This is a genomic window from Pseudomonas sp. WT-JTC, assembly GCF_056711565.1.
This window is the reverse complement of sequence record NZ_CM160042.1, coordinates 5,222,894-5,243,872: the sequence shown is the minus strand read 5'-3', so window position 1 is coordinate 5,243,872 and position 20,979 is coordinate 5,222,894. Positions and strand designations below refer to the sequence as shown.

Sequence of the window (20,979 nt, the reverse complement as noted above, 5' to 3'; positions counted from 1 at the left end):
GATTCAAAGAAAGCGGCAAAAAAGAAACCAGTGAAAACCGCCATTGAAAAGCGTGCGGACAAGAAAGCCAAAAAGGTCGGCGTGTTCGGTCACTGATCCGGCGTTGATTGATCGCTCCCATGCAACATGGGAGCGATCCACCTGAAAATAATCTGCAAGATTTCCCAAGGCCATTGCACAGAAAGGGACTGGTCCCGATCTGAGCAACGCCATGCCCCATTACTTCGATAGCGCCCACCAACAAGAAATCGAAACCCTGCGTCGACGCTTCACCGCACGCACCGAATGGCCGACCTGGTTGCTGTTGACCGGCGTGTATGGCGGCTGGTTTGGCATCGTGCTGAACAGCCATCGGCTGGGTTTGTGGTGGAGCACGCTGTTGCTGATCCCATTGCTGGTGCTGTGGTTATCCGTGCAACACGAACTGCTGCACGGTCATCCCACGCGCTGGCCAACCTTGAACAAAATCCTTGGCTACGCGCCGTTTGCCGTTTGGTATCCGTACACCTTGTATCGCGATAGCCATTTGCTGCATCACCGCGACGAGGACCTGACGATCCCCGGTCGCGATCCGGAAAGCCGTTACCTGAGCGCCGAGCAGTGGCAGGGCAGTTCACTGCTGGTGCGCAGCCTGCACTGGCTGAACAAAACCGTGCTCGGCCGCTTTGCCTTTGGCGCGCCGCTGGCCTTGCTGACGCTGGCCCGCGAAGAACTGCAGCGCCTGAGGGCAGGTGAGCGCCAGGCCTGGCTGATGTGGCTGAGTCACGGCGCGATGACTGGTTTGATGCTGCTGTTCATCGCACGCTTCAGCGTATTGCCGGTCTGGCATTACCTGTTTTTGATCAGCGTGCCAGCGCTGTCGATTGCCATGATTCGCTCCTACTATGAACATCGACCTCAGGCAGCGCCGGAGCAACGCACCGTGCTCAATGAGGCCGCCTGGCCATGGCGCTGGTTGTTTCTGAACCTCAATTTTCATCTGGTGCATCACGAATTGCCGGGGTTGCCCTGGTACGACTTGCCCCGCGCCTACAGGGCCCGCCGCGAGCAATGGCTGGCGCGCAGCGGCGGGTTTCTGGTGCAGGGTTATGGGCAGTTGTGGCGTGAACATGGCGTCAAGGCCATCGACAGCCCGAGGCATCCGTTTCACTGATTTTTGAATCGCCACAGATCTACTGTGGGAGCGGGCTTGCTCGCGAATGCGGTGTGCCAGTCAACTCAGATGTTGGATGTCTGACCGCTTTCGCGAGCAAGTCGAATCGTCGCACCGCCGCTCCCACATTGGAAATTTGCCGCATGGGACTATTTCGATGACCCAACACCTCGCCGAACTACAGATGTACGTCGCCCCCGACCCCATCCACCAGGCCAACGAGCGCTGGCTGGCGCGAATCTTCGAACACTTGGGCGAAACCCGCCGTGATGCCGAAGGCCTGTCACTGGCGGACCTGTGGCTGTCGCCACACCTGCTGCTCACACAAACCTGCGGCTATCCGCTGATGACGGCATTGCGCGGCAAGGTCCGGGTGCTGGGGCGCCCTCGTTATGAACTGCCGGACAGCAGTGGCGGCAATCATTGCAGCCTGATTCTGGGACGAATCGAAGACGCACGGCGAACCCTGCCGGAGTTTCGTGACAGCCGAGGCGTGATCAATGGCCAGGACTCCAACAGCGGCATGAATCTGCTGCGCCACCGATTGGCGCCGTTGCAACGTGACGGACGGTTTTTTGCGCAGGTCGGCATCAGCGGCAGCCATCGCGAAAGTCTGCGCTGGTTGCGCGAGGACCTTGCCGATCTGGCGGCCATCGACAGCGTGACCTTTGCCTATCTGGCGCGCCACGCTGCAGAAGAAGTGGCCGGTTTGCGCGTGATCGCTCGCAGTGCTTTCAGCCCGACGTTACCCTACATCACATCAGCCACCGTCAGCGATCAGCAGGCTGAAGCGCTATTGCAGGCGATGAATCAAGCCTTGCGCGAATTGCCTGACGTCGCCGAAATCCTCGGGTTGCCTGAAGTGTTGCCGGCTAGCGAAAGCGACTATCAGGTGGTGCTCGACTATCAGCGAGAAGCCGAGGCGTTGGGGTATGGGGTTTTGCGCTAGCGGTCCATCGGCTATTTATTTTTAATTCTATTAACGAATATAAAAATAAGTTTTAAGTATTATTAAAGAATAAGGCTCCTTGCTAGGATTCGCCTCACCGGACCACCGGACATTCAGCGACCCCTAACCCAGGAGCCCCTATGTCCGGCGCCGATATACTTCACCGCAAACACGTGGACGGACTGTTCCGCGCTCACTACCACTGGCTCTGCACACGCCTGCGCCAGTCTCTGAACGATGCCGCCGGTGTCGAAGACATTGCCTGCGAAACCTTCGTGCAACTGCTCGAAGCCCCTGGCCTGACGGCAATCCGTGAACCCCGTGCCTTGCTCACCACTATCGCCCGGCGCCTGCTCTATCAGCGTTGGCGCCGAGGTGATCTGGAGCGCCAGTATCTGCAGCAACTGCAACAGGCCGGGTCGATCCACGCCGAATCGCCGGAAGAGCTGGCTCAGTTGTCCCAGACCCTGGCCCGTGTCGATCGCAGTCTTCAGCGGCTGCCAGGCAAAGTGCGCTCGACCTTCCTGCTATCGCGGATCGACGGCCTGACCTATCCGCAAATTGCCGCTGCGCTGGGCATCTCGCTGCGTTCGGTCAGCGACTACATGACCCGTTCCCAGGCCCTGTGCGACCGGCACAGCGCCAATCAATCCCTGAACCGTCCACTCCAGAACAAGAGGTCCGCATGAGATCGATCAAAACCCTGCTCGGCAGTTCGTTGCTGGCCCTGAGCCTGTTGTCCCACCCGGCATCGGCCACGGAAAAAGCCGCACCCATTCACTTCGGTGACATCACCTGGGAAAGCGGCAGCCTGATCACCGAAATCCTGCGCCTGATCGTTGAAAAAGGTTACGGCTACCCGACCGACACGCTGCCGGGCAGCACCGTCAGCCTTGAAGCGGCGCTGGCCAAAAACGATATCCAGGTCATCGGTGAAGAGTGGGCCGGACGCAGCCCGGCCTGGGTCAAGGCTGCCGGGGAGGGCAAGGTGTTCGGCCTCGGCGATACGGTCAAGGGCGCCACCGAAGGTTGGTGGGTGCCGGAGTACGTGATCAAGGGCGATCCCGAGCGCGGCATCAAGCCATTGGCCCCGGAGCTGAAATCCGTTGCTGATCTGGCGAAGTACAAGGACGTGTTCCGCGACCCCGAAGACCCGAGTCGCGGACGCTTCCTCAACAGCCCGACCGGCTGGACCTCGGAAATCGTCAACAGCCAGAAACTCAAGGCTTATGACCTGACCGCCAGCTACGTCAACTTCCGCACAGGGTCCGGTGCCGCACTGGATGCCGAGGTGGCGTCGTCAATCCGCCGTGGCAAACCGGTGCTGTTCTACTACTGGTCGCCGACACCGCTGCTGGGGCGCTTCAAACTGGTGAAACTCGACGAACCGCCGTTTGACGCCGAAGCCTGGAAAACCCTGGCCGATGCCAACAACCCGAACCCCAAAGGCACACGCTCAATGCCGGCCAGCCTGGCCATCGGCGTATCGGCACCGTTCAAGGCGCAATACCCGGATCTGGTGACGTTCTTTGAAAAGGTCGACCTGCCGATTGATCTGCTGAACCAGACCTTGGGCCAGATGAGTGAAAAGCGCCAGAAACCCCGTGAAGTCGCCGAAGCGTTTTTGCGTGAGCAGCCGCAGGTGTGGAAGGGCTGGGTGCCGGGGGAGGTGGCGAATCGAGTCACGGCAGCTTTGTGATCCGGTATCCATGCAGCAAGTACAAGGGCGGCGCTTATTTGAACTGTCATTTCTGACAGTAGACATTTTGTAACAAGAAATCGACTCTGTTCCCCGTAGGCGCTGAATGATTCAGCGTTTTCAGGGCACGGAGTTTTTTATGAACAGAAAATGGTTTGTGGGACTCGCGGCACTGTGTGTTGGCATTGGCGCCATCTACTTTTTTAATCTCAAGCAAGATCGGGATATCAAGTACACGTTGTTCAATCCAACGCTATCGCAAGAACAAAAGGCTTTGGTTCAGCAGCAGATGGATCTGCAGATGGCGAGGAAAGAAGGGGGGAAGCAAATCAGTTCTACCCAAATAGCTTATGACGAAGGGGCTATCGTGATCACGTACCCGGTTCCCGGGCTGACCGGTGATCTCCATACCACGTGCGACTATCGTTATTTTTGTGTTTGGGATGCATGGAATTACTCGGGTTTGAAGGTCTCCCTGCAAGTACTGTCTTCAGGGGTCGTCGATTTGCCGGTGTACATGGCACGGCAAGTTTCCTCGTGGAAATACAACAATGATCGCTATAAAACCGTCGCCTTTGGAGTAGATGGACCGAACGGGGTAGGCAAGATAATGACGAGCACTCTCGAGGAAATCGGAATCGGCGATGAATGCTGTCCATTTGGTAGCCGCGAACAAAAGAGTGGCTGGACTGAGATCTATGAACTGGCGCAGCTACACGGGCAACCAAACGACAGTATTGTCAGCGTTCGCTTCTCTCCGATGTTTGGTGCTGCCCAGTGACGTCGCTGCTGAACCGATTTTGTCCTCAATAGTGGCCGACTAGTGGCCTTGCAAGCCCAAGGTTGCTGTCTATGATCAGTTGTAACCAACTATGTCGACCGCCGTGAGGCGGTCGATGTCTGGCCGCAAGAGTGCGCAATCGAAGGCACCGAGACTTGATGACAGGGAGCTGTCCGCTAAATGGAATTTGTTTGAAACTGTTAGGGCTGGCCCGCATGCGGGCTATCAAGAGAAGGATGTCTTGATGAGAGTGTCGCAATAGGGACCCTTCCGATCGAACATCATTTATCACCTGACCAGTCCTTCTTTTTGGAGGGATGCGTGTGCCTGTTCTGCTGAACGCAGTGGTGGATTTGAAAGACCTGCAACTTTCATCAATCAAGAAATCGCGCGGAAGGTGATACCACAATGTTCAACCTACATCACAAGGCTGACCTGCTGGAAATCGAACGATTCAGCTGTGCGCTGACTGAGGCCAACGCCAAGTTGGCGGCGATCAGTCGTTCGATGGCGATGATTGAATTCACCCCGGACGGCATCGTCATCGATGCCAATGAAAACTTTTGCAGTGCCATGGGTTACAGCGCCGAAGAAGTGCGCGGCAAACATCACCGGATCTTTTGTGAAGAGCAGTATTACCGCAGCGATGACTACACCAGGTTATGGCGCGACCTGGCGCGGGGCGAGCCGCTGAGCGGGACCTTTTTGCGCTTGCACAAAAGCGGCCGGGAGATCTGGCTCGAAGCCAGCTACATGCCGGTGCTGGGCCCCGACCGGCAAGTCAAGAGCGTGATCAAGGTCGCCACCGACATCACCGCCCGGGTCAACAAGGAGCACGAAAACGAAAGCCGGCTCTCCGCGATCAGCCGCTCCATGGCTGTGATCGAATTCACGCCAGAAGGCAAGGTCATCAGCGCCAACGAAAACTTCCTGAAAACCATGCAGTACTCGCTCAACGAAGTGGTGGGGCAGCATCACAGCCTGTTCTGCCACCGTGCCGAAGCCGAGTCGCAGAATTACCGGAATTTCTGGGCGTCACTCAACCGCGGCGAATACCACTCCCATCGTTTCGAGCGCCGAAACAAACAGGGGCAGACCATATTCCTCGAAGCGTCCTACAACCCGTTGTTCGACGCCAAGGGGCGGTTGTACAAAGTGGTCAAGTTTGCCAGCGACATCACCAACCAGATGACCACCCTGCAAACCGCCGCAGAATCGGCCCACAGCACCTCGGTGCAAAACGACGCCTGTGCCCGCAAAGGGTCAGAGGTGGTGCAGCAGACGGTGCAGATCATCCAGCACATTTCCCGGGACCTGAACGAAGCGGCACTGAGTATCGATGCCGTGAGCAAACAGTCCGACATCATCGGCACCATCGTGCAGACCATCCGCGGCATTGCCGACCAGACCAACCTGCTGGCGCTCAACGCGGCGATTGAAGCGGCACGGGCCGGTGAACACGGGCGCGGGTTTGCGGTGGTGGCCGATGAAGTGCGCAGCCTCGCGGCGCGCACCAGTCAGGCGACGCTGGAGATTGTCGAGGTAGTGCGCAAGAACCACGATTTGTCGCTCAGCGCGGTATCGAGCATGCAATCGAGTTTGAGCCGAACCGGCCTGGGCGTGGAATTGGCGAACGAGGCGGGGGAGGTGATCCTGGAAATCCAGCAGGGCTCGCGGCATGTGGTGGATGCGATCAGTCAGTTCAACTCGACGTTGCAGCTGAACTGATAGCGGCAACTGCGATGGTCGATAACGATAACGCGTGTTTTCTGGCTGAACGCGGCGCTCTTGGGTCCATCGCGAGCGAGCTCGCTCCTACAAAAAAAACGCTGACCCACTGTAGGAGCGAGCTTGCTCGCGATGGTCGTTAACGATTACGCGTGTTTCCTGGCTAAACGCGGTGCTCTGGGGTTCATCGCGAGCGAGCTCGCTCCTACAAAAAAACGTTGACCCACTGTAGGAGCGAGCTTGCTCGCGATGGTCGATAACGATAACGCGTGTTTTCTGGTTGAACGCGGCGCTCTTGGGTCCATCGCGAGCGAGCGCGCTCCTACAAAAAAACGCTGACCCACTGTAGGAGCGAGCTTGCTCGCGATGGTCGATAACGATAACGCGTGTTTTCTGGCTGAACGCGGCGCTCTTGGGTCCATCGCGAGCGAGCGCGCTCCTACAAAAAAACGCTGACCCACTGTAGGAGCGAGCTTGCTCGCGATGGTCGTTAACGATTACGCGTGTTTCCTGGCTAAACGCGGTGCTCTGGGGTTCATCGCGAGCGAGCTCGCTCCTACAAAAAAACGCTGACCCACTGTAGGGGCGAGCAACCTTCGGCCATTCAGGGCAAACCGTTGCAGCAATGCTTGAGGAAGCCACGGTGTTGCGCCAGGCGTTTGAAATACTCATCGACGGCGGGGTAGTCCGGACGCTCGATCGAGGTCATCAGCCAGCGGTTGACCGACAGGCCGATGACGATGTCGGCCAGGGTAAACTGCGGTCCGGCGACATACGCCTTGGTGGTCGCGAGTTGATGTTCGAGGATGCCCATTTTCTGGTTCCAACCACGGATGCCGACTTCAAGGCTATGCGGGTCCTGGAACTCCGGGTCCTTGCGCACCAGTGCCATGAATGCATAACTCCACGATGGATTGAGCTCGGTGGCTTGCCAGTCCATCCACTGTTCCACCCGGGCGCGTGCCGCCGGTTCAGTGGGCAGCAACTCGCTGTGATGGTGGTGGTGTTTGCCGGCCAGGTAACGGCAGATGGTGTTGGACTCCCACAGCACACCGGCTTCATCGATGATCACCGGCACCTTGGCGTTGGGATTGAACCGGAGGAACTCCGGGCTGTGGGTGGACGCGAAGCCGCTGCCCCAGTCCTCGCGTTCGTAGGCAATACCCAGTTCTTCGCAGGTCCACAGGACTTTTCTGACATTGATGGACGAGGCTTTGCCGAGAATCTTCAGTGCATGTTCCATTTGAGCAGCTCCATCGCGAATGGCGTGTCTGTAATTGTAGGAGTGGTCTGAAGGAAAGGGGTTTCACCAGGTTTCCGCAGGCTACGGTTTCTTGCTCCATTGCCTACAACTGCGCCAGAATCCGCCGGCTTGTGCGCCTGGTATCCGGACTCTATCGTTCCGTGTCGCTGCAAATTCAGCGATCGGGTTTCGCAGCCCGGGTATCTCTAGACGCAAAGCGTCCACTGTTCGTGATCGAATCACGTTATGGCGGCTGTGCGTGGGAGACCTTCGGGTCTACCGGGTTCTAGAGTCCCGGTCTGCGACCCGCGTACAGCTGCCACCCTTCGTATCGCAGCGAATCGTGGCAGCTCCATCACTCTAGGAGCATTGCCATGTTCAAACCCACGCCCAACCCCCCACGCAATCCCAGCCCCATGTTCTCCATCTCGCCAGGCATCAACAACGAAACGCTGTTGGCGCATGCCTGCGAATCACTGGCCTCGGCGAGCGTCATGACCAATGACTTTGCCGCTTTTCTGGAAGGTAGCCATCGCAACACGGCGCTGGCGATTGCACAGATCATCATGCTGGCCGAGCTGGCGGTGAATCGGGTGCTGGATAACCTTGATCCGCAAGATTGATTGCTGACTTGCAGCCGATCATTCCCACGCGCTGCACGGGAATGATCAAGGACAGGCTCAAGTACTCTCCCGCACCTTCAACTCAAACCCCATGTCCTGCACCGGCCTGGCCACGGTATTGCCGGCCATCAGCGTGAGCATCTGCTCCGCCGCACGTCGGCCGATGGCCTCGCGCGGGGTGTTGATGCTGCTCAGGCGCGGGACCATGTGTTCGGACATGGGCAAATCGTTGAAGCCGAGGATCGCCACCTGCTCGGGAATCTTGATGCCATTGCGCATGGCTTCGAGCAAGGCACCCTGGGCCAGGTCATCGTTGCCGAAGAAGATCGCATCGACATCGGGATGACTGGCGAGCAGTTGCAGGAACAGTTCTCCGCCCAGGCCGACCGAAGACGAGCGCGGCGTCAGCACTTCCAGGTCCGGGTCATACAGGCCGGCCTTTTGCAGGGCTTTGCGGAACCCTTCGCCACGCAGCAAGGTGCGTTGATCCAGTTGCGCGCCGATGTAGGCCAGACGCTTGCGGCCGCGAGACAGCAAGTGTTCGGCCGCCGTTTCGCCGGCCGCCAGTTGCGAAAAGCCAACGCAATTGAGCCCGGCCGCACTGTCCAGTTCCATCATGTACACGCAAGGAATGTTGCTGGCTTCGATCATCCGCCGTGAACTTTCGGTGCGGTCGAAACCCGTCAGCAACAAGCCACGCGGCTGATAGGCCATGTAATTGCGCAGCAGGTTTTCTTCTTCGTCGCGCGAATAGTGGAAGTTGCCGATCAGCACTTCGAAGCCCTTGGGCCGCAGGACCTGATGAATGGCTTCCAGGGTGTCGATGAACAGCAGGTTGGACAGCGACGGCACCAAAACTACCACTGATTGACTCTGGGCCGAGGCCAGGGCACGGGCGGCAGGGTTGACGACATAGTTGAGTTCCAGCGCCGCTTTCTGCACTTTTTCCACCAGTTCGGTGGCCACGGTGCTGACGCCACGCAGGGCGCGGGAAGCGGTAATCGGGCTGACGCCGGCCAGTCGGGCAACTTCGTTGAGGGTAGGGCGGCCAGTGGTGCGGGTATTTTTATCGTTCTTGGTTGTGTTCATCGATGGCTTGCCAAACAAAATTCAAGGCACTAAGGTAGCGCTGTCTCGATGCAGCTGCAAATGCGTGAGCGGGGGTTCGCCTGATCCTCGCTTTTTGGTGTCGGGACTTAACCTGCTGCAACCCACAAAATGACAAGAAAGGCGTCGGCAACTCCTGCTTTTGGTCTAGTGTCATAACTGGCAAAGGTAGCGCTGTCTGCGCGCTGAGGTGTTACATGAATCATCCCATCACCGCCCTGGTCATCATGGGCGTTGCCGGTTGCGGCAAGACGTGCGTCAGCGAGGCCCTGTGCCAACTGAGCGGCGCCACTGCCATTGAAGGCGACTCTTTCCACCCTGCCGCCAATATCGAAAAGATGAGCGCGGGGATCCCCCTGAACGACGAAGACCGCGCCGGCTGGCTCGACAGCCTGTGCGATGAACTGCGTCGTGTCGACGCCATGGGCCAGCGCCCGGTGCTGACCTGTTCGGCGCTCAAGCACATCTATCGCGAACGCTTGCGTAGTGCCTTGCCGGGCCTGGGCTTCGTGTTCCTTGAGCTGACCCCCGAAGTGGCCGCCGACCGTGTGTCCCATCGGCCGGGCCACTTCATGCCGTCGACCCTGATCGCCAGCCAGTTCGCCACCCTCGAATCGCCCAAGGGCGAGCCGTTGACCCTGGCGCTGGATGCTTCGACCCATAGCGTCGAGCAACTGGCTGCCCAGGCTCATGTCTGGTGGCAGGCGAACGGCCTGAAGCAGGCGGTATGAGTGTGCTTGTAAAGACAGCGCTGTCCTCACGGCTTCTGATCAACCCGCTTTAATAACAACAACAACCAGGAGACACCCCCAATGTTTGGCATGTCCCACGAGACGTTCCTGCTGCTCGATGCAGTGGTCACGGTGATCGGGCTTATCGTCCTGATCACCAAGTTCAAGTTCCACCCGTTCATTGCCCTGACCATTGCCGCCGCTTTCCTCGGGCTCACCTCCGGCATGCCGATCGGTACCATCATCAAGGCGTTCCAGGACGGCTTCGGTGGCGTACTCGGTTTTGTCGGCATCATCCTCGCGCTGGGCACGATGCTCGGCAAAATGATGGCCGAATCGGGCGGTGCGGATCAGATTGCACAGACGTTGATCCGCGCCTTCGGCAAGGACAAGGTGCAGTGGGCGATGATGTTCGCCGCGTTCCTGGTGGGTATCCCGCTGTTCTTCGAAATCGGCTTCGTGTTGCTGATTCCGTTGGTGTTCATCGTGGCCCGCCGCACCGGCGTGTCGATCATCAAGATTGGTATTCCACTGCTGGCGGGCCTGTCCGCGGTACACGGCCTGGTGCCTCCGCACCCGGGTCCGTTGCTGGCCATCGGCGTGTTCGGTGCCGACATCGGCAAGACCATTCTCTACGGTCTGATCGTTGCACTGCCGACCGCCATCATTGCCGGTCCGATCTTCGGTACGTTCATTGCCAAGCACATCCCCGGTCATCCGAATCAGGAGCTGGTGGATCAACTGGCGCGCGAGTCGGATTCCGCCGATCTGCCAAGTTTCGGCATCACCCTGGTCACCGTGCTGTCGCCGGTGTTCCTGATGCTGCTCAAGACCTTCGCCGATGTGGTGCTGCCGGATGGCAACTTCTTCCGCACCTTCATGGACCTGATCGGTCACCCGATCTCGGCGCTGCTGCTGGCGTTGCTGCTGTCGCTGTACACCTTCGGCCACAAGCAGGGAATCGGTTCCCAGCAGATCCTGAAATGGCTGGATGCGAGCCTGGCGCCGACCGCCGCGATCATCCTGATCATCGGTGCCGGTGGTGGCTTCAAGCAGATGCTGGTGACCAGCGGTGTGGGTGACGTGATCGGCCACATGGCGGTAGCCGCGCAGATTTCGCCGATCCTGCTGGCCTGGCTGGTGGCGGCGGTGATTCGTATCGCCACCGGTTCGGCAACCGTGGCGACCATTACCGGCGCCGGCATCGTGGTGCCGGTGGTGGGGATGATGCCGGGTGTGAACCGTGAGCTGCTGGTGCTGGCCACCGGTGCCGGTTCGTTGATCCTGTCTCACGTCAACGACGCCGGTTTCTGGCTGGTCAAGCAGTACTTCAACATGACCGTGGCGGAAACCTTCAAGACCTGGACCGCGATGGAAACCATCCTGTCGGTGGTGGGCCTGGGCTTTATCCTGCTGTTGTCGTTGTTCGTTTAAGCAACACCGCAAAACCCAATGTGGGAGCGGGCTTGCTCGCGAAAGCGGTGTGTCAGTCAACGAAGATGTTGTTTGACGCACCGCATTCGCGAGCAAGCCCGCTCCCACAGTGTTTTGTACCGGGTGTCAGGATTTGGTTACTAGCCCATCCGCCCGGAACATCCCGCGAATCCCGCGCACGGCCTGACGGATCCGGTCCTGGTTTTCGATCAGCGCAAAGCGCACGTGATCATCGCCGTATTCGCCAAACCCGACGCCCGGCGAGACACACACCTTGGCTTCGGCCAGCAGTTTCTTGGCGAACTCCAGCGAGCCCAGGTGCGCATAAGCCTCGGGAATCTTCGCCCAGACGTACATCGACGCTTTCGGGTTTTCGACCATCCAGCCCAGCTCATGCAGGCCTTTGACCAGCACGTTGCGTCGCTGCCGATACTGCTCGGCGATGTCGCGCACGCATTGCTGATCGCCTTCCAGCGCGGCAATCGCCGCCACTTGCAGCGGGGTGAAGGTGCCGTAGTCGTGGTAACTCTTGATCCGCGCCAGGGCGTTGACCAGTTCCGGGTTGCCGACCATGAAACCGATGCGCCAGCCGGCCATGTTGTAGCTCTTGGACAGGGTGAAAAACTCCACCGCAATGTCCTTGGCGCCGGGCACCTGCATGATCGACGGGGCTTTCCAGCCGTCGTAGACGATGTCGGCGTAGGCCAGGTCGTGCACCACCAGTACGTCGTACTGCTTGGCGAGGGCGATCACCCGCTCGAAGAAATCCAGCTCCACGCACTGGGCGGTAGGGTTGGACGGGAAGCCGAGGATCATCATCTTCGGTTTCGGGATCGAGCCGCGAATCGCCCGCTCCAGTTCAGCGAAGAAATCCACGCCAGGAATCAGCGGCACCGACCGCACCTGGGCGCCGGCAATCACGGCACCGTAGATGTGGATCGGGTAGCTCGGGTTCGGTACCAGTACGGTGTCACCCTGGTCCAGGGTCGCCAGCATCAGATGCGCCAGGCCTTCCTTGGAACCGATGGTGACGATGGCTTCGTTTTCCGGGTCGATGTCGACCTCGTAGCGATCCTTGTACCAATTGGAAATCGCCCGGCGCAGACGCGGAATGCCCTTGGAGGTGGAGTAACCGTGGGTGTCTTCGCGTTGGGCCACCGTCACCAGTTTTTCGACGATGTGCGGCGGGGTGGCGCCGTCGGGGTTGCCCATGCTCAAGTCGATGATGTCTTCGCCACGACGACGGGCGGCCATCTTCAGCTCGGCAGTGATGTTGAAAACGTAAGGGGGGAGTCGATCGATGCGCGCAAAGCGGCGCGGCGAACCTTGTTCGGCCATTGTTGCCTCGGATAACGTAAGCGCCCGGAACCGTCCGAGCGACGCAGGTCAGCGGTGACCTGTGACGGAATGTACGGGCAGCTGTGGCAGACTGTCCAGCCTCCATGTAAACAAATTTTTCCGAAGGAAATGGGTCGATGGAATTTTCCAGTGGCTTCTTGCTGAGCCTCTCGCTGTGTCTGGATATCGGCGTGGCCAACATCGCAATGATCACCCTGGCCATGCAACGCGGTTATTTCCAGGGCTTTGCGCTGGGCCTCGGCACTTGCGTCGGCGACCTGATCTACGCGGTACTGGCACTGGCCGGCATGACCGTGTTGCTGCAGTACGAAAGCGTGCGCTGGGTGTTGTGGATCGGTGGCTCGGCGCTGTTGGTGTACTTCGCGGCGAAGATGATCTATTCGGCGATTCACCACGAGGCGTTGCTGGCCGAGACGGCGGAGGTCGGGAACAACTCCCACCGCAAGGAATTCTTGCGCGGGATTTTTCTCGCCATGTCCTCGCCCAGCGCCATTCTCTGGTTCGCGGCCGTTGGCGGCACGCTGATCGCCCGTTCCGGTGGCGGTGGCCCGCTCAGTTCGGCACTGTTTCTCGGCGGGTTCCTCTGTGCCGGGCTGCTCTGGTCGGCAGGCTTGTGCTTCGCCGCGAGCCATGGCGGCAAGTTGCTGGGTGACAAGCTGCTGCGCTATTCTTATATGGCATCGGCGGCGATCTTCTGTTATTTCGCAGTCTACGTGATTCTATCTGGCTATAACGAGTTCGTCGGTGCCGCCGCCGTGGAGCAGCTGCACGCGCTGTAATTGGGCGAATCGGGTTTGGCTTCTATACTCCCAGCCGAACCCATTTTTATGCGTCAGGAGTCGAGCCATGGATGAGCAAATACGCGTTGAAGTGACGGAACCACGCTTCGAACACGGACACTTCCTGCTGATTGCAGGGCTGGGCGGACAATTTACCCAGCAAACCACCCAGGACATTCCAGCACTCTGGGATAAATTCATTCCTCACATCGGCAATGTTCCGGGACAGAAGGGCGAAGTCACCTACGGCGTCTGCTGCAATTTCGATGGCAAGGGCGGCTTCGATTACATCGCAGGGGTCGAGATCAGCAAACTCGACGACTTGCCGGAAACCTATCGCTGGGTGGAAATTCAGCCGCAGCAGTACGTGGTGTTTGAACACAAAGGGCCGCTGGACACCTTGCCGCAGACCTTTCAGTACATCCATGGCACATGGCTTCCGCAGTCCGGGCGTGAACTGCTCAACGCCCCGGAGTTCGAGCGCTACAGCGAAGACTTCAACCCCAAGCTCAACACCGGCAAGCTGGAAATCTGGTTGCCGATCAAGCCATGACGCTTGAAACGAGGGGCGGATCAGCCGATTCGTCTCTCGATGTCCCACGACGGCTGATTTATGATCGCCAGCCTTTCCCACGCTGATCCCGAGCTGCCATGAACACCGTCATCCGCAACGTCACCCCTGCCGATCTTGACCGCTGCTTTGCCATCGAAACCCTCGCCTATGAAGGTGACGAAGCCGCGACCCGCGAGAAGATCGCCACCCGCATCGCCACTTGGCCCGAGGGTTTTATCGTCGCTGAAGTGGACGGAGCCGTGGCCGGTTTCATCAATTCCGGCGCGGCGTTTCAGGTGGAAATGTCGGACGAGGCGTTCAAGGAACTGATCGGCCACGACCCGGCCGGGCCGCACGTGGTGATCATGTCGGTGGTGGTGCATCCGGATTATCAGGGGCAAGGCCTGGCCAAGCGCCTGATGGGCGAGTTCATCGAGCGCATGCGTGCGCTGGGCAAGGTCAGCATCAACCTGATGTGCAAGGAACGGCACATTCCGTTGTACGCCGGGTTCGGTTTTGCCTACGTCAAACCCTCGGCTTCCGACCATGGCGGCATGGCGTGGCATGAGATGGTGCTCAAGCTCTGATCCGACGTAGATCCCCTGTAGGAGCGAGCTTGCTCGCGATGGAGTGTCAGTCGACACCACTTATGCTGACACACCTTCGCGAGCAAGCTCGCTCCTACAGAGGGGCAGTGTTGTGTCAGTAATGCCTGTAAAGAACTAACGCGCAGTCAAAACACCAACCCCATCCGCCGCTCATAGCCGATCCGGCCCTTGTACGCCTCGCCGCTGTCGACAAAGCCAAACCTGGCATACAGGGCGATGGCCGCCTCGTTGTCGGCATCCACCGACAGCTCCAGCGCCTTGATTTCCGGCCAGGCCCGGCGCGCCGCCTCGGGCAGCGCCTGCAGGCAGGCCTTGCCGTAGCCTTTGCCCTGAGCGCGTTGATCGACTTGCAGTGCATGCAGGGTGGCGCTGTGTTCATCGGCCCAGGCCGGCAGCACCGGAGGGCGCTTGAGCAGCAGGAACGCGACGGGCACACCTTCGGCCAGCAGGGCGAAGCCCTTGACGCCGGGGCCGGGCCGGGACAGCAGGGTGTGCAGGGCGCCGTGGATATCGCCGGAGAATCTGATTTGCTCCGGGTGCACTTCGATGGCCTCGACCTGTTGGCGCTGCAGCGTGTTCAGGCTTTCATAAGTCACGAGTCGGGCTGTCACGGGATTGTCCTTTTTCCTACATGAATGAATCTCGGATTCTAACGAGTCTGGTCGTTTGGATTATTTTTATTTCACCTGTCGATTTGCCGGATCGCCGGACGACTAAGGGTGTCTTCACTATAAAAACCACGGAGAACCACCATGAACTCGCAAACCCAGATCCAGAACCTCATCGAGAACTATCGTCAGGCGGTCAAGGCCAAGGACATTGAAAAAGTCATGGCCCTGTATGCCGATGACATCGTCTCCTTCGACGCGGTCAAGGCCCTGCAATTCAAAGGCAAGCCGGCGTATCGCGCGCATTGGCAGGCCTGTATGGAAATGTGCCCCGGCCCGCACATCTTCGAATTCCACGAAATCACCATCGAGCCGTCCCAGGAAATTGCCTTCGCTCACTGGCTGGCCAATTGCGGTGGCACCAACGACAAGGGCGAAACCCAGTCCTGCTGGATGCGCGTCACCGCTTGCTATCGGCAGGAAGCCGGGCTGTGGCAGATTGTCCACGAACATTGGTCGGCACCGTTCGACATGACCAGCGGCGCGACGCTGTTCGACCTCAAGCCCTGATCGTCGGGAAGCCGAGCCGGAACGCCAATCAGCGACCATAGTTGATCGTTCGATAAGGAGAGCGTGATGAAGTACTTATGCCTGGTCTACAGCGATGAGCGTCTGCTGCATTCGCTGCCGGAAAGCCCGAAGGACGAAGAGTGCATGGCCTACGCCGAGTCGATCCAGGGCAGCGGCCGGATGGTCGCCGCCGAGGCGCTGGAATCGGTACAGACCGCCACCACCGTGCGCATGCGCAACGGCAAGATGTCGATCACCGACGGCCCGTTCGCTGAAACCAAGGAGCAACTGGCTGGCTTCTACCTGATCGATGCCAGGGACCTCAACGAAGCCATTCAGGTCGCCGGCAACATTCCGGCGGCCCGGGTCGGCAGCGTCGAGGTGCGTCCCGTTCGGCAGTTGAATCCTTAGATGCCGGGGCTGCCGGTTCAGGCGCAGGTCGAGCGGGTCTATCGCGAAGACTCGCGGCGGATTCTCGCGACCCTGATTCGCTTGCTGGGGGATTTCGACCTCGCCGAAGAAGCCTTGCACGAGGCGTTTTTCATCGCGGTCGAACGCTGGCAGCGTGATGGCGTGCCGGACAATCCGCGGGCCTGGCTGGTGTCCACCGGGCGCTTCAAGGCCATCGATGCCTTGCGCCGGCGTGCGCGTTTCGCCGCGTCGCAGCCCTTGTTGATCGCGCAACTGGAGGAGCTGGAACAGGCTGACTGGAGTGTTGAAGACGTGGAAGACGATCGCCTGCGGCTGATCTTCACTTGCTGCCACCCCGCCCTGGCGGCGGACGCGCAAGTGCCGCTGACGCTGCGGGAAGTCTGCGACCTGACCACGGAAGAAATCGCCCGGGCCTTTCTCTCGGCCCCGGCCACCATCGCCCAGCGCATCGTGCGCGCCAAGGCGAAGATCCGCGACGCGAAAATCCCTTATCAAGTGCCGACACTGGCCGAGTTGCCCGAGCGTCTGGACAGCGTATTGCGGGTGATTTACCTGGTGTTCAACGAGGGCTACTCGGCGTCCGTCGGGGCCGAACTGATCCGCGAGGAGTTGACCCGCGAGGCGATCCGTCTCGGCCGGTTACTGGTGGAGTTGTTGCCGGAGCCGGAGGTGATGGGCTTGCTGGCGTTGATGCTGTTGCACGAGTCGCGCCGCCCGGCCAGGACCTCGGCAAGCGGCGAGCTGATCGTGCTGGATGAACAGGACCGTTCGCGGTGGGACGCCGGTTTGATCAGTGAAGGCTGCGCGCTGATCGAACAGGCGTTGAGCATGGGGCGATTCGGACCCTATTGCCTGCAGGCGGCCATCGCGGCGGTGCATGCCGAAGCCCCGACGGCGGGGGAAACCGATTGGCCGCAGATTGTCGGTCTGTATGACGTGCTGCTGCGGGCGGTGCCGTCGCCGGTGATCGAGTTGAATCGGGCGGCGGCGATTTCGAAACGGGACGGGCCGCTGGCGGGGCTGACGTTGGTGGAGGCCATTCTGGAGCGCGGAGAACTGCTTGATTACCACCTGGCGCATTCGGCGCGGGCGGAATTTTGTCGGCAACTGGGCCGCAAGCAAGAGGCGCGGGCGGCGTGGGAGCGGGCGCTGGCGTTGACCCGGCAAGAGCCGGAGCGGCGGTTTATCGAAGGGCGGCTCAAGGGCTTGGAATAATGTGTTCTTACTGGCCTCTTCGCGAGCAAGCCCGCTCCCACATTCAGACCGAGTCAAGTGTGGGAGCGGGCTTGCTCGCGAAGGGCGCGCCACTATTCCAGCATCTTGCCCAGCAACCAGCTCCCCGCCGGCCCCGGTGGGTTCAGTCGCGACCACAACGCATCCACCGACACCGTCTTCGGCCAGCCGCGCACCACCAGTTCCTGCAACGTGCCTGGCCCGAATCGCTCGACCAGCCAGCGGGGCAGCGGCGCCCAGCCGAATCCGCCCTGGGCCATTTCCAGCAGCATCAGATAGCTCGGTGCCGACCAGACGCGACCCTTCGCCCGACTTTCATAGGGATTGATGATGGTGGCCAGGCGCAGCTCGCGGTGCTGTTGCAGTGCGTCCTGATCGACGTAGGCCAGCCTTGCCAACGGGTGGGCAGGGGACACGAACAGGGCGATTTCCGTGCGTTCGTCCACCGTCGAACTGACCAGGTCCGGCGGGTAGCTGTCCTGCATTTCGGCGAAGGCAATCTGCGCCCGGCCGCTTTGCACCAGGGACACCAGGTCATCGCATTCGGCGATCAGGCATTCGAGTTCCAGGTCGGGATAACGCTGTTCGAAGGCACTGAGTGAGGCTTCGAAACGGTCCGACTGATAGGTATCGGACAGCGCCACCGTCAGCTTCGCTTCCACCCCTTGGGACAGTTGGCTGGCGGTCATTTCCAGGCGACTGGTGGCGGCCAGGATGTCCTCGGCCCGTTGCAGCATGACGTGCCCGGCCGGGGTCAGCCCGGGCTTGCGGCTGCTGCGGTCGAACAGCGTCAGGTTCAAGTCGATTTCCAGGCTGGCCACCGCCGCGCTGATAGTCGACTGACTGCGGCCCAGCTTGCGCGCCGCGGCGGAAAACGAGCCTTGGGTCGCGGCTTCGACAAACGCCAGCAACACTTCGTGAGAAGCCATGAACTATCGCCTTGATCGATGGTTATTGGTTATGAAGTATCGGTGTGATGACAGATCATGGCAACCACAGTCACTCAAGGGAGTTCGGCCATGAGCGCCAACAAGTCCATTACTGAACGTATTTTCCAGGCCATCGGTTTCGAACTGCTGGCCATCCTGATCTGTACCCCGTTGCTGGCCTGGATCATGAAGAAACCGATGCTGGAAATGGGTGTGGTCACCCTCCTCATCGCCGCGCTGGCCCTCGCCTGGAACGTGGTCTTCAACGGCATGTTCGACCGTGTGCTCAAGCGCTTCGCCATCGTGCACAACGCCTGGGTCCGGGTGGTGCATGCGCTGTTGTTCGAAGGCGGACTGGTCGCCCTCGGCGTGCCGCTGATTGCCTGGTGGCTGAAGGTCAGCCTGTGGCAGGCATTCCTGCTGGATATCGGCGTGTTGCTGTTCTTCCTGCCGTACACCTACGTCTATCACTGGGTGTATGACGTGGTTCGCGAGCGGATGGTGATGACTCGCGAGGTTTGCTGAGTAGCGTTTGAACCAGGCTTTTGTGGCGAGGGAGCAAACTCCCTCGCAACAGGGCGTTTTACAAAAACATCCCCCCCGACGCCTCGATGCGCTGGCCATTGATCCACTGGCTACCCGGCGCCAACAGCAGCGCAATCGCGGCGCCGATGTCATCCGGCAAACCGGCGCGACCCAGGGCGGTGTTGTTCGCCACCAGCGTGTTCAACCCGGGGTTGTCGCGCACGGCGCCGCCGCTGAAATCCGTTTCTATCGCCCCCGGTGCCAGGATGTTTACCGCGATGTTGCGCGCGCCGAGTTCCTTGGCCTGGTAGCGGGTCAGCACTTCCATCGCGCCTTTCATCGCCGCGTAGGCGCTGTGCCCCGGCAGACTGAAGCGGGCCAGGCCACTGGAAATGTTGACGATGCGACCACCGTCATTGAGCAATGGCAACAGCGTCTGCGTGAGGAAAAACGGCCCCTTGAAGTGGATGTTCACCAACAGGTCGAACTGTTCGACGGTGGTGTCGACGAAGTTGGCGTGCAGGCCGATCCCGGCGTTGTTGACCAGAAAGTCGAAGCGCTCGCGTTCGAAGTGGCTGCGCAAGACCTTCGCCACTTCGCTGCCGAAGGCGTCGAACTGCTCACTCCGGGCAACGTCCAGTTGCAGCATGACGGCGCGACCGCCAAGGCTTTCAATCTCGGCCACCAGTGCCTGCGCCTCGTCGGCGCGGCTGTTGTAGGTGCCGATGATATCGATGCCTTGGGCGACCAGATGCAGGGCTGCGTTTTTGCCGAGGCCGCGGCTGGCGCCGGTGATCAGTGCGATTTTACGGTTCATGGGACTTCCTCAGGTGCAGTGGCGGTTGATGTGAGGAAGTTTATTTATCCGCTTATGGGTGATAAACAGAGTGAAAGCGGAATCACTGGTCGGATAATCCGAACAATAAAAGAGCAGGCTGATGAACAAACTGGAACTGTTGCGCACCTTTGTCCGTGTCAGCGAGATGTCGAGTTTCACCCTGGCCGGCGAAAGCCTGGGCTTGCCTCGCTCAACGGTGTCCGAGCATGTGCAGGCACTGGAGGCATTGCTCGGCACCCGCCTGTTGCAACGCACCACGCGCAAGGTTCAGGCGACCCAGGATGGCCTGGTGTTGTACGAGCGCAGCAAGGACCTGTTGTCGCACATGGACGAAATCGAGGGACTGTTTCGCCAGGACGAGGCGTCGCTGGTCGGGCGCATTCGCATCGACCTGCCGAACATTCTCGCGCGTCGGGTGGTGATGCCGCGCTTGCCGCAGTTCATGGCGCAGCACCCGCTGCTCGAACTGGAAATCAGCAGCACCGACCGCCGGGTCGATCTGCTCGCCGAAGGCTTCGATTGCGTACTGCGCATCGGCGCCCAACCGGATCAATCGGTGGTGGCGCGACACCTGTGTGACTTCACCATGGTCAACTGCGCCAGCCCCGCGTATTTGCAGCGCTATGGCGTGCCCGAGCGGCTGGAAGATCTGGCGCAGCATCGGCTGGTGCACTACGTCGGTGTATTGGGCGGGCGTTCGGAAGGGTTTGTGTACGTCGACAAGGGGCAGGTGCAGCGAATGCCGATGGCCGGCAGTGTCACGGTCAACAGCACCGATGCCTACGAGGCTGCCTGCCTGGGTGGTTTCGGCCTGATTCAGGCGCCGAGGATGGGCATGCAGCAATACCTGCAAAACGGTGATTTGGTGGAGGTGTTGCCGCAGTTCAACGCGCCGTCCATGGAGGCATCGCTGCTCTATGCCCGGCAGCGGCATTTGCCGTTGCGGGTGAGGGTGTTCATGGACTGGCTGGGGGAGGTGATCCGCTCGGAAGCCTGAGATCGGTTTTTTTGTGGGAGCGGGCTTGCTCGCGAAAGCGGTATGTCATTCAGCAATGATGGTGACTGACACTCCGTCTTCGCGAGCAAGCCCGCTCCCA

General features: G+C 59.9%; 23 protein-coding genes and 1 pseudogene. 18 read left to right on the top strand and 6 right to left on the bottom strand.

The features are described 5' to 3' along the window. Nucleotides 1-211: 211 nt before the first annotated feature. The 7 genes and pseudogenes from AC06G5_RS23775 to AC06G5_RS23745 all read left to right on the top strand — a co-directional run bounded on the left by AC06G5_RS23775 (nucleotide 212) and on the right by AC06G5_RS23745 (nucleotide 6,310). The gene (locus AC06G5_RS23775) at nucleotides 212-1,153 is read left to right on the top strand and encodes a fatty acid desaturase (protein ID WP_480458446.1); all 942 of its coding nucleotides are present in this window, start codon (nucleotides 212-214) and stop codon (nucleotides 1,151-1,153) included. 157 nt (nucleotides 1,154-1,310) lie between these two features. Beyond that, entirely contained in the window at nucleotides 1,311-2,102 is a 792-nt protein-coding gene (locus AC06G5_RS23770) for a phosphate/phosphite/phosphonate ABC transporter substrate-binding protein (RefSeq protein WP_413704110.1), read from the top strand. A 140-nt stretch (nucleotides 2,103-2,242) separates the two neighbouring features. Next, the gene (locus AC06G5_RS23765; protein ID WP_413704111.1) at nucleotides 2,243-2,791 is read left to right on the top strand and encodes a sigma-70 family RNA polymerase sigma factor; all 549 of its coding nucleotides are present in this window, start codon (nucleotides 2,243-2,245) and stop codon (nucleotides 2,789-2,791) included. Next, a complete protein-coding gene (locus AC06G5_RS23760) occupies nucleotides 2,788-3,801 on the top strand; it encodes an ABC transporter substrate-binding protein (RefSeq protein WP_480458445.1) in 1,014 nt (337 codons plus the stop codon). The genes AC06G5_RS23765 and AC06G5_RS23760 overlap by 4 nt, the downstream gene beginning before the upstream one ends. A 139-nt stretch (nucleotides 3,802-3,940) precedes the next feature. Continuing rightward, entirely contained in the window at nucleotides 3,941-4,582 is a 642-nt protein-coding gene (locus AC06G5_RS23755) for a peptidase inhibitor family I36 protein (RefSeq protein WP_480458443.1), read from the top strand. A 408-nt stretch (nucleotides 4,583-4,990) separates the two neighbouring features. Then, nucleotides 4,991-5,761, top strand: a pseudogene (locus tag AC06G5_RS23750) (PAS domain-containing protein); the annotation flags it as partial. Between the two features lie 9 nt (nucleotides 5,762-5,770). After that, on the top strand, nucleotides 5,771-6,310 hold the full coding sequence (locus AC06G5_RS23745) for a methyl-accepting chemotaxis protein (protein ID WP_480459922.1): 540 nt from the start codon (nucleotides 5,771-5,773) through the stop codon (nucleotides 6,308-6,310). Nucleotides 6,311-6,914: 604 nt separating this feature from the next. Here AC06G5_RS23745 and AC06G5_RS23740 read toward each other — a convergent pair. Further along, nucleotides 6,915-7,553, bottom strand: a complete 639-nt coding sequence (locus AC06G5_RS23740; protein WP_413428851.1) for a glutathione S-transferase family protein — start codon at nucleotides 7,551-7,553, stop codon at nucleotides 6,915-6,917. A gap of 374 nt (nucleotides 7,554-7,927) precedes the next feature. Between AC06G5_RS23740 and AC06G5_RS23735 the strand changes: the two genes are divergently transcribed. After that, nucleotides 7,928-8,176: a DUF6124 family protein gene (locus tag AC06G5_RS23735; protein ID WP_057713571.1), complete on the top strand. Its 249-nt coding sequence runs from the start codon at nucleotides 7,928-7,930 to the stop codon at nucleotides 8,174-8,176. 57 nt (nucleotides 8,177-8,233) lie between these two features. On the opposite strand, the gene gntR is transcribed toward AC06G5_RS23735, so the two are convergent. Continuing rightward, nucleotides 8,234-9,265 (bottom strand): HTH-type transcriptional regulator GntR, encoded by a 1,032-nt coding sequence (gntR, locus tag AC06G5_RS23730; RefSeq protein WP_413428852.1) that lies wholly within the window; start codon nucleotides 9,263-9,265, stop codon nucleotides 8,234-8,236. A gap of 215 nt (nucleotides 9,266-9,480) precedes the next feature. On the opposite strand from gntR, the gene AC06G5_RS23725 reads away from it, so the two are divergent. Beyond that, entirely contained in the window at nucleotides 9,481-10,014 is a 534-nt protein-coding gene (locus tag AC06G5_RS23725; protein ID WP_480458440.1) for a gluconokinase, read from the top strand. 81 nt (nucleotides 10,015-10,095) lie between these two features. Continuing rightward, the gene (locus tag AC06G5_RS23720) at nucleotides 10,096-11,448 is read left to right on the top strand and encodes a GntP family permease (protein ID WP_413428853.1); all 1,353 of its coding nucleotides are present in this window, start codon (nucleotides 10,096-10,098) and stop codon (nucleotides 11,446-11,448) included. Nucleotides 11,449-11,574: 126 nt separating this feature from the next. On the opposite strand, the gene alaC is transcribed toward AC06G5_RS23720, so the two are convergent. Further along, nucleotides 11,575-12,786, bottom strand: coding sequence for an alanine transaminase (alaC, locus tag AC06G5_RS23715; RefSeq protein ID WP_413427326.1), 1,212 nt, complete (start codon nucleotides 12,784-12,786; stop codon nucleotides 11,575-11,577). A gap of 137 nt (nucleotides 12,787-12,923) precedes the next feature. Here alaC and AC06G5_RS23710 point away from each other — a divergent pair, with 137 nt between their 5' ends. The 3 genes from AC06G5_RS23710 (at nucleotide 12,924) to AC06G5_RS23700 (ending at nucleotide 14,726) form a co-directional block, all read left to right on the top strand. Next, nucleotides 12,924-13,586, top strand: a complete 663-nt coding sequence (locus AC06G5_RS23710; RefSeq protein WP_413427327.1) for a LysE family translocator — start codon at nucleotides 12,924-12,926, stop codon at nucleotides 13,584-13,586. Between the two features lie 67 nt (nucleotides 13,587-13,653). Next, entirely contained in the window at nucleotides 13,654-14,139 is a 486-nt protein-coding gene (locus AC06G5_RS23705; RefSeq protein ID WP_413427328.1) for a GyrI-like domain-containing protein, read from the top strand. Nucleotides 14,140-14,237: 98 nt separating this feature from the next. Continuing rightward, a complete protein-coding gene (locus tag AC06G5_RS23700) occupies nucleotides 14,238-14,726 on the top strand; it encodes a GNAT family N-acetyltransferase (RefSeq protein WP_413427329.1) in 489 nt (162 codons plus the stop codon). Nucleotides 14,727-14,872: 146 nt separating this feature from the next. Here AC06G5_RS23700 and AC06G5_RS23695 read toward each other — a convergent pair whose 3' ends face one another. Next, on the bottom strand, nucleotides 14,873-15,358 hold the full coding sequence (locus AC06G5_RS23695) for a GNAT family N-acetyltransferase (RefSeq protein ID WP_413427330.1): 486 nt from the start codon (nucleotides 15,356-15,358) through the stop codon (nucleotides 14,873-14,875). A gap of 141 nt (nucleotides 15,359-15,499) precedes the next feature. On the opposite strand from AC06G5_RS23695, the gene AC06G5_RS23690 reads away from it, so the two are divergent. The 3 genes from AC06G5_RS23690 (at nucleotide 15,500) to AC06G5_RS23680 (ending at nucleotide 17,572) form a co-directional block, all read left to right on the top strand. Then, on the top strand, nucleotides 15,500-15,925 hold the full coding sequence (locus tag AC06G5_RS23690) for a YybH family protein (protein ID WP_085717123.1): 426 nt from the start codon (nucleotides 15,500-15,502) through the stop codon (nucleotides 15,923-15,925). Between the two features lie 66 nt (nucleotides 15,926-15,991). Next, a complete protein-coding gene (locus AC06G5_RS23685; RefSeq protein WP_007985194.1) occupies nucleotides 15,992-16,336 on the top strand; it encodes a YciI family protein in 345 nt (114 codons plus the stop codon). Next, a complete protein-coding gene (locus tag AC06G5_RS23680; RefSeq protein ID WP_480458436.1) occupies nucleotides 16,337-17,572 on the top strand; it encodes an RNA polymerase sigma factor in 1,236 nt (411 codons plus the stop codon). It begins immediately after the preceding gene. 92 nt (nucleotides 17,573-17,664) lie between these two features. Here the strand turns inward: AC06G5_RS23680 and AC06G5_RS23675 are convergent, their stop codons facing one another. Next, the gene (locus tag AC06G5_RS23675; protein ID WP_413427334.1) at nucleotides 17,665-18,519 is read right to left on the bottom strand and encodes a LysR family transcriptional regulator; all 855 of its coding nucleotides are present in this window, start codon (nucleotides 18,517-18,519) and stop codon (nucleotides 17,665-17,667) included. A gap of 90 nt (nucleotides 18,520-18,609) precedes the next feature. Here AC06G5_RS23675 and AC06G5_RS23670 point away from each other — a divergent pair, with 90 nt between their 5' ends. Then, entirely contained in the window at nucleotides 18,610-19,044 is a 435-nt protein-coding gene (locus tag AC06G5_RS23670; protein ID WP_413427335.1) for a multidrug/biocide efflux PACE transporter, read from the top strand. Nucleotides 19,045-19,102: 58 nt separating this feature from the next. On the opposite strand, the gene AC06G5_RS23665 is transcribed toward AC06G5_RS23670, so the two are convergent. Continuing rightward, nucleotides 19,103-19,861 (bottom strand): SDR family NAD(P)-dependent oxidoreductase, encoded by a 759-nt coding sequence (locus AC06G5_RS23665; protein ID WP_413427336.1) that lies wholly within the window; start codon nucleotides 19,859-19,861, stop codon nucleotides 19,103-19,105. A gap of 121 nt (nucleotides 19,862-19,982) precedes the next feature. Here AC06G5_RS23665 and AC06G5_RS23660 point away from each other — a divergent pair, with 121 nt between their 5' ends. Next, on the top strand, nucleotides 19,983-20,879 hold the full coding sequence (locus tag AC06G5_RS23660) for a LysR family transcriptional regulator (protein WP_480458434.1): 897 nt from the start codon (nucleotides 19,983-19,985) through the stop codon (nucleotides 20,877-20,879). Nucleotides 20,880-20,979: the final 100 nt, after the last annotated feature.

Bases quoted from the DNA above. Each gene is read 5' to 3' on its own strand.
- AC06G5_RS23720 (WP_413428853.1), top strand. From the start codon at position 10,096: ATGTTTGGCATGTCCCACGAGACGTTCCTGCTGCTCGATGCAGTGGTC.
- AC06G5_RS23725 (WP_480458440.1), top strand. From the start codon at position 9,481: ATGAATCATCCCATCACCGCCCTGGTCATCATGGGCGTTGCCGGTTGC.
- AC06G5_RS23770 (WP_413704110.1), top strand. From the start codon at position 1,311: ATGACCCAACACCTCGCCGAACTACAGATGTACGTCGCCCCCGACCCC.
- AC06G5_RS23680 (WP_480458436.1), top strand. From the start codon at position 16,337: ATGCCGGGGCTGCCGGTTCAGGCGCAGGTCGAGCGGGTCTATCGCGAA.
- AC06G5_RS23755 (WP_480458443.1), top strand. From the start codon at position 3,941: ATGAACAGAAAATGGTTTGTGGGACTCGCGGCACTGTGTGTTGGCATT.
- AC06G5_RS23660 (WP_480458434.1), top strand. From the start codon at position 19,983: ATGAACAAACTGGAACTGTTGCGCACCTTTGTCCGTGTCAGCGAGATG.
- AC06G5_RS23760 (WP_480458445.1), top strand. From the start codon at position 2,788: ATGAGATCGATCAAAACCCTGCTCGGCAGTTCGTTGCTGGCCCTGAGC.
- AC06G5_RS23775 (WP_480458446.1), top strand. From the start codon at position 212: ATGCCCCATTACTTCGATAGCGCCCACCAACAAGAAATCGAAACCCTG.
- AC06G5_RS23685 (WP_007985194.1), top strand. From the start codon at position 15,992: ATGAAGTACTTATGCCTGGTCTACAGCGATGAGCGTCTGCTGCATTCG.
- gntR (WP_413428852.1), bottom strand. From the start codon at position 9,265: ATGAACACAACCAAGAACGATAAAAATACCCGCACCACTGGCCGCCCT.
- AC06G5_RS23690 (WP_085717123.1), top strand. From the start codon at position 15,500: ATGAACTCGCAAACCCAGATCCAGAACCTCATCGAGAACTATCGTCAG.
- AC06G5_RS23670 (WP_413427335.1), top strand. From the start codon at position 18,610: ATGAGCGCCAACAAGTCCATTACTGAACGTATTTTCCAGGCCATCGGT.
- AC06G5_RS23745 (WP_480459922.1), top strand. From the start codon at position 5,771: ATGACCACCCTGCAAACCGCCGCAGAATCGGCCCACAGCACCTCGGTG.
- alaC (WP_413427326.1), bottom strand. From the start codon at position 12,786: ATGGCCGAACAAGGTTCGCCGCGCCGCTTTGCGCGCATCGATCGACTC.
- AC06G5_RS23740 (WP_413428851.1), bottom strand. From the start codon at position 7,553: ATGGAACATGCACTGAAGATTCTCGGCAAAGCCTCGTCCATCAATGTC.
- AC06G5_RS23665 (WP_413427336.1), bottom strand. From the start codon at position 19,861: ATGAACCGTAAAATCGCACTGATCACCGGCGCCAGCCGCGGCCTCGGC.
- AC06G5_RS23705 (WP_413427328.1), top strand. From the start codon at position 13,654: ATGGATGAGCAAATACGCGTTGAAGTGACGGAACCACGCTTCGAACAC.
- AC06G5_RS23765 (WP_413704111.1), top strand. From the start codon at position 2,243: ATGTCCGGCGCCGATATACTTCACCGCAAACACGTGGACGGACTGTTC.
- AC06G5_RS23735 (WP_057713571.1), top strand. From the start codon at position 7,928: ATGTTCAAACCCACGCCCAACCCCCCACGCAATCCCAGCCCCATGTTC.
- AC06G5_RS23710 (WP_413427327.1), top strand. From the start codon at position 12,924: ATGGAATTTTCCAGTGGCTTCTTGCTGAGCCTCTCGCTGTGTCTGGAT.
- AC06G5_RS23700 (WP_413427329.1), top strand. From the start codon at position 14,238: ATGAACACCGTCATCCGCAACGTCACCCCTGCCGATCTTGACCGCTGC.
- AC06G5_RS23675 (WP_413427334.1), bottom strand. From the start codon at position 18,519: ATGGCTTCTCACGAAGTGTTGCTGGCGTTTGTCGAAGCCGCGACCCAA.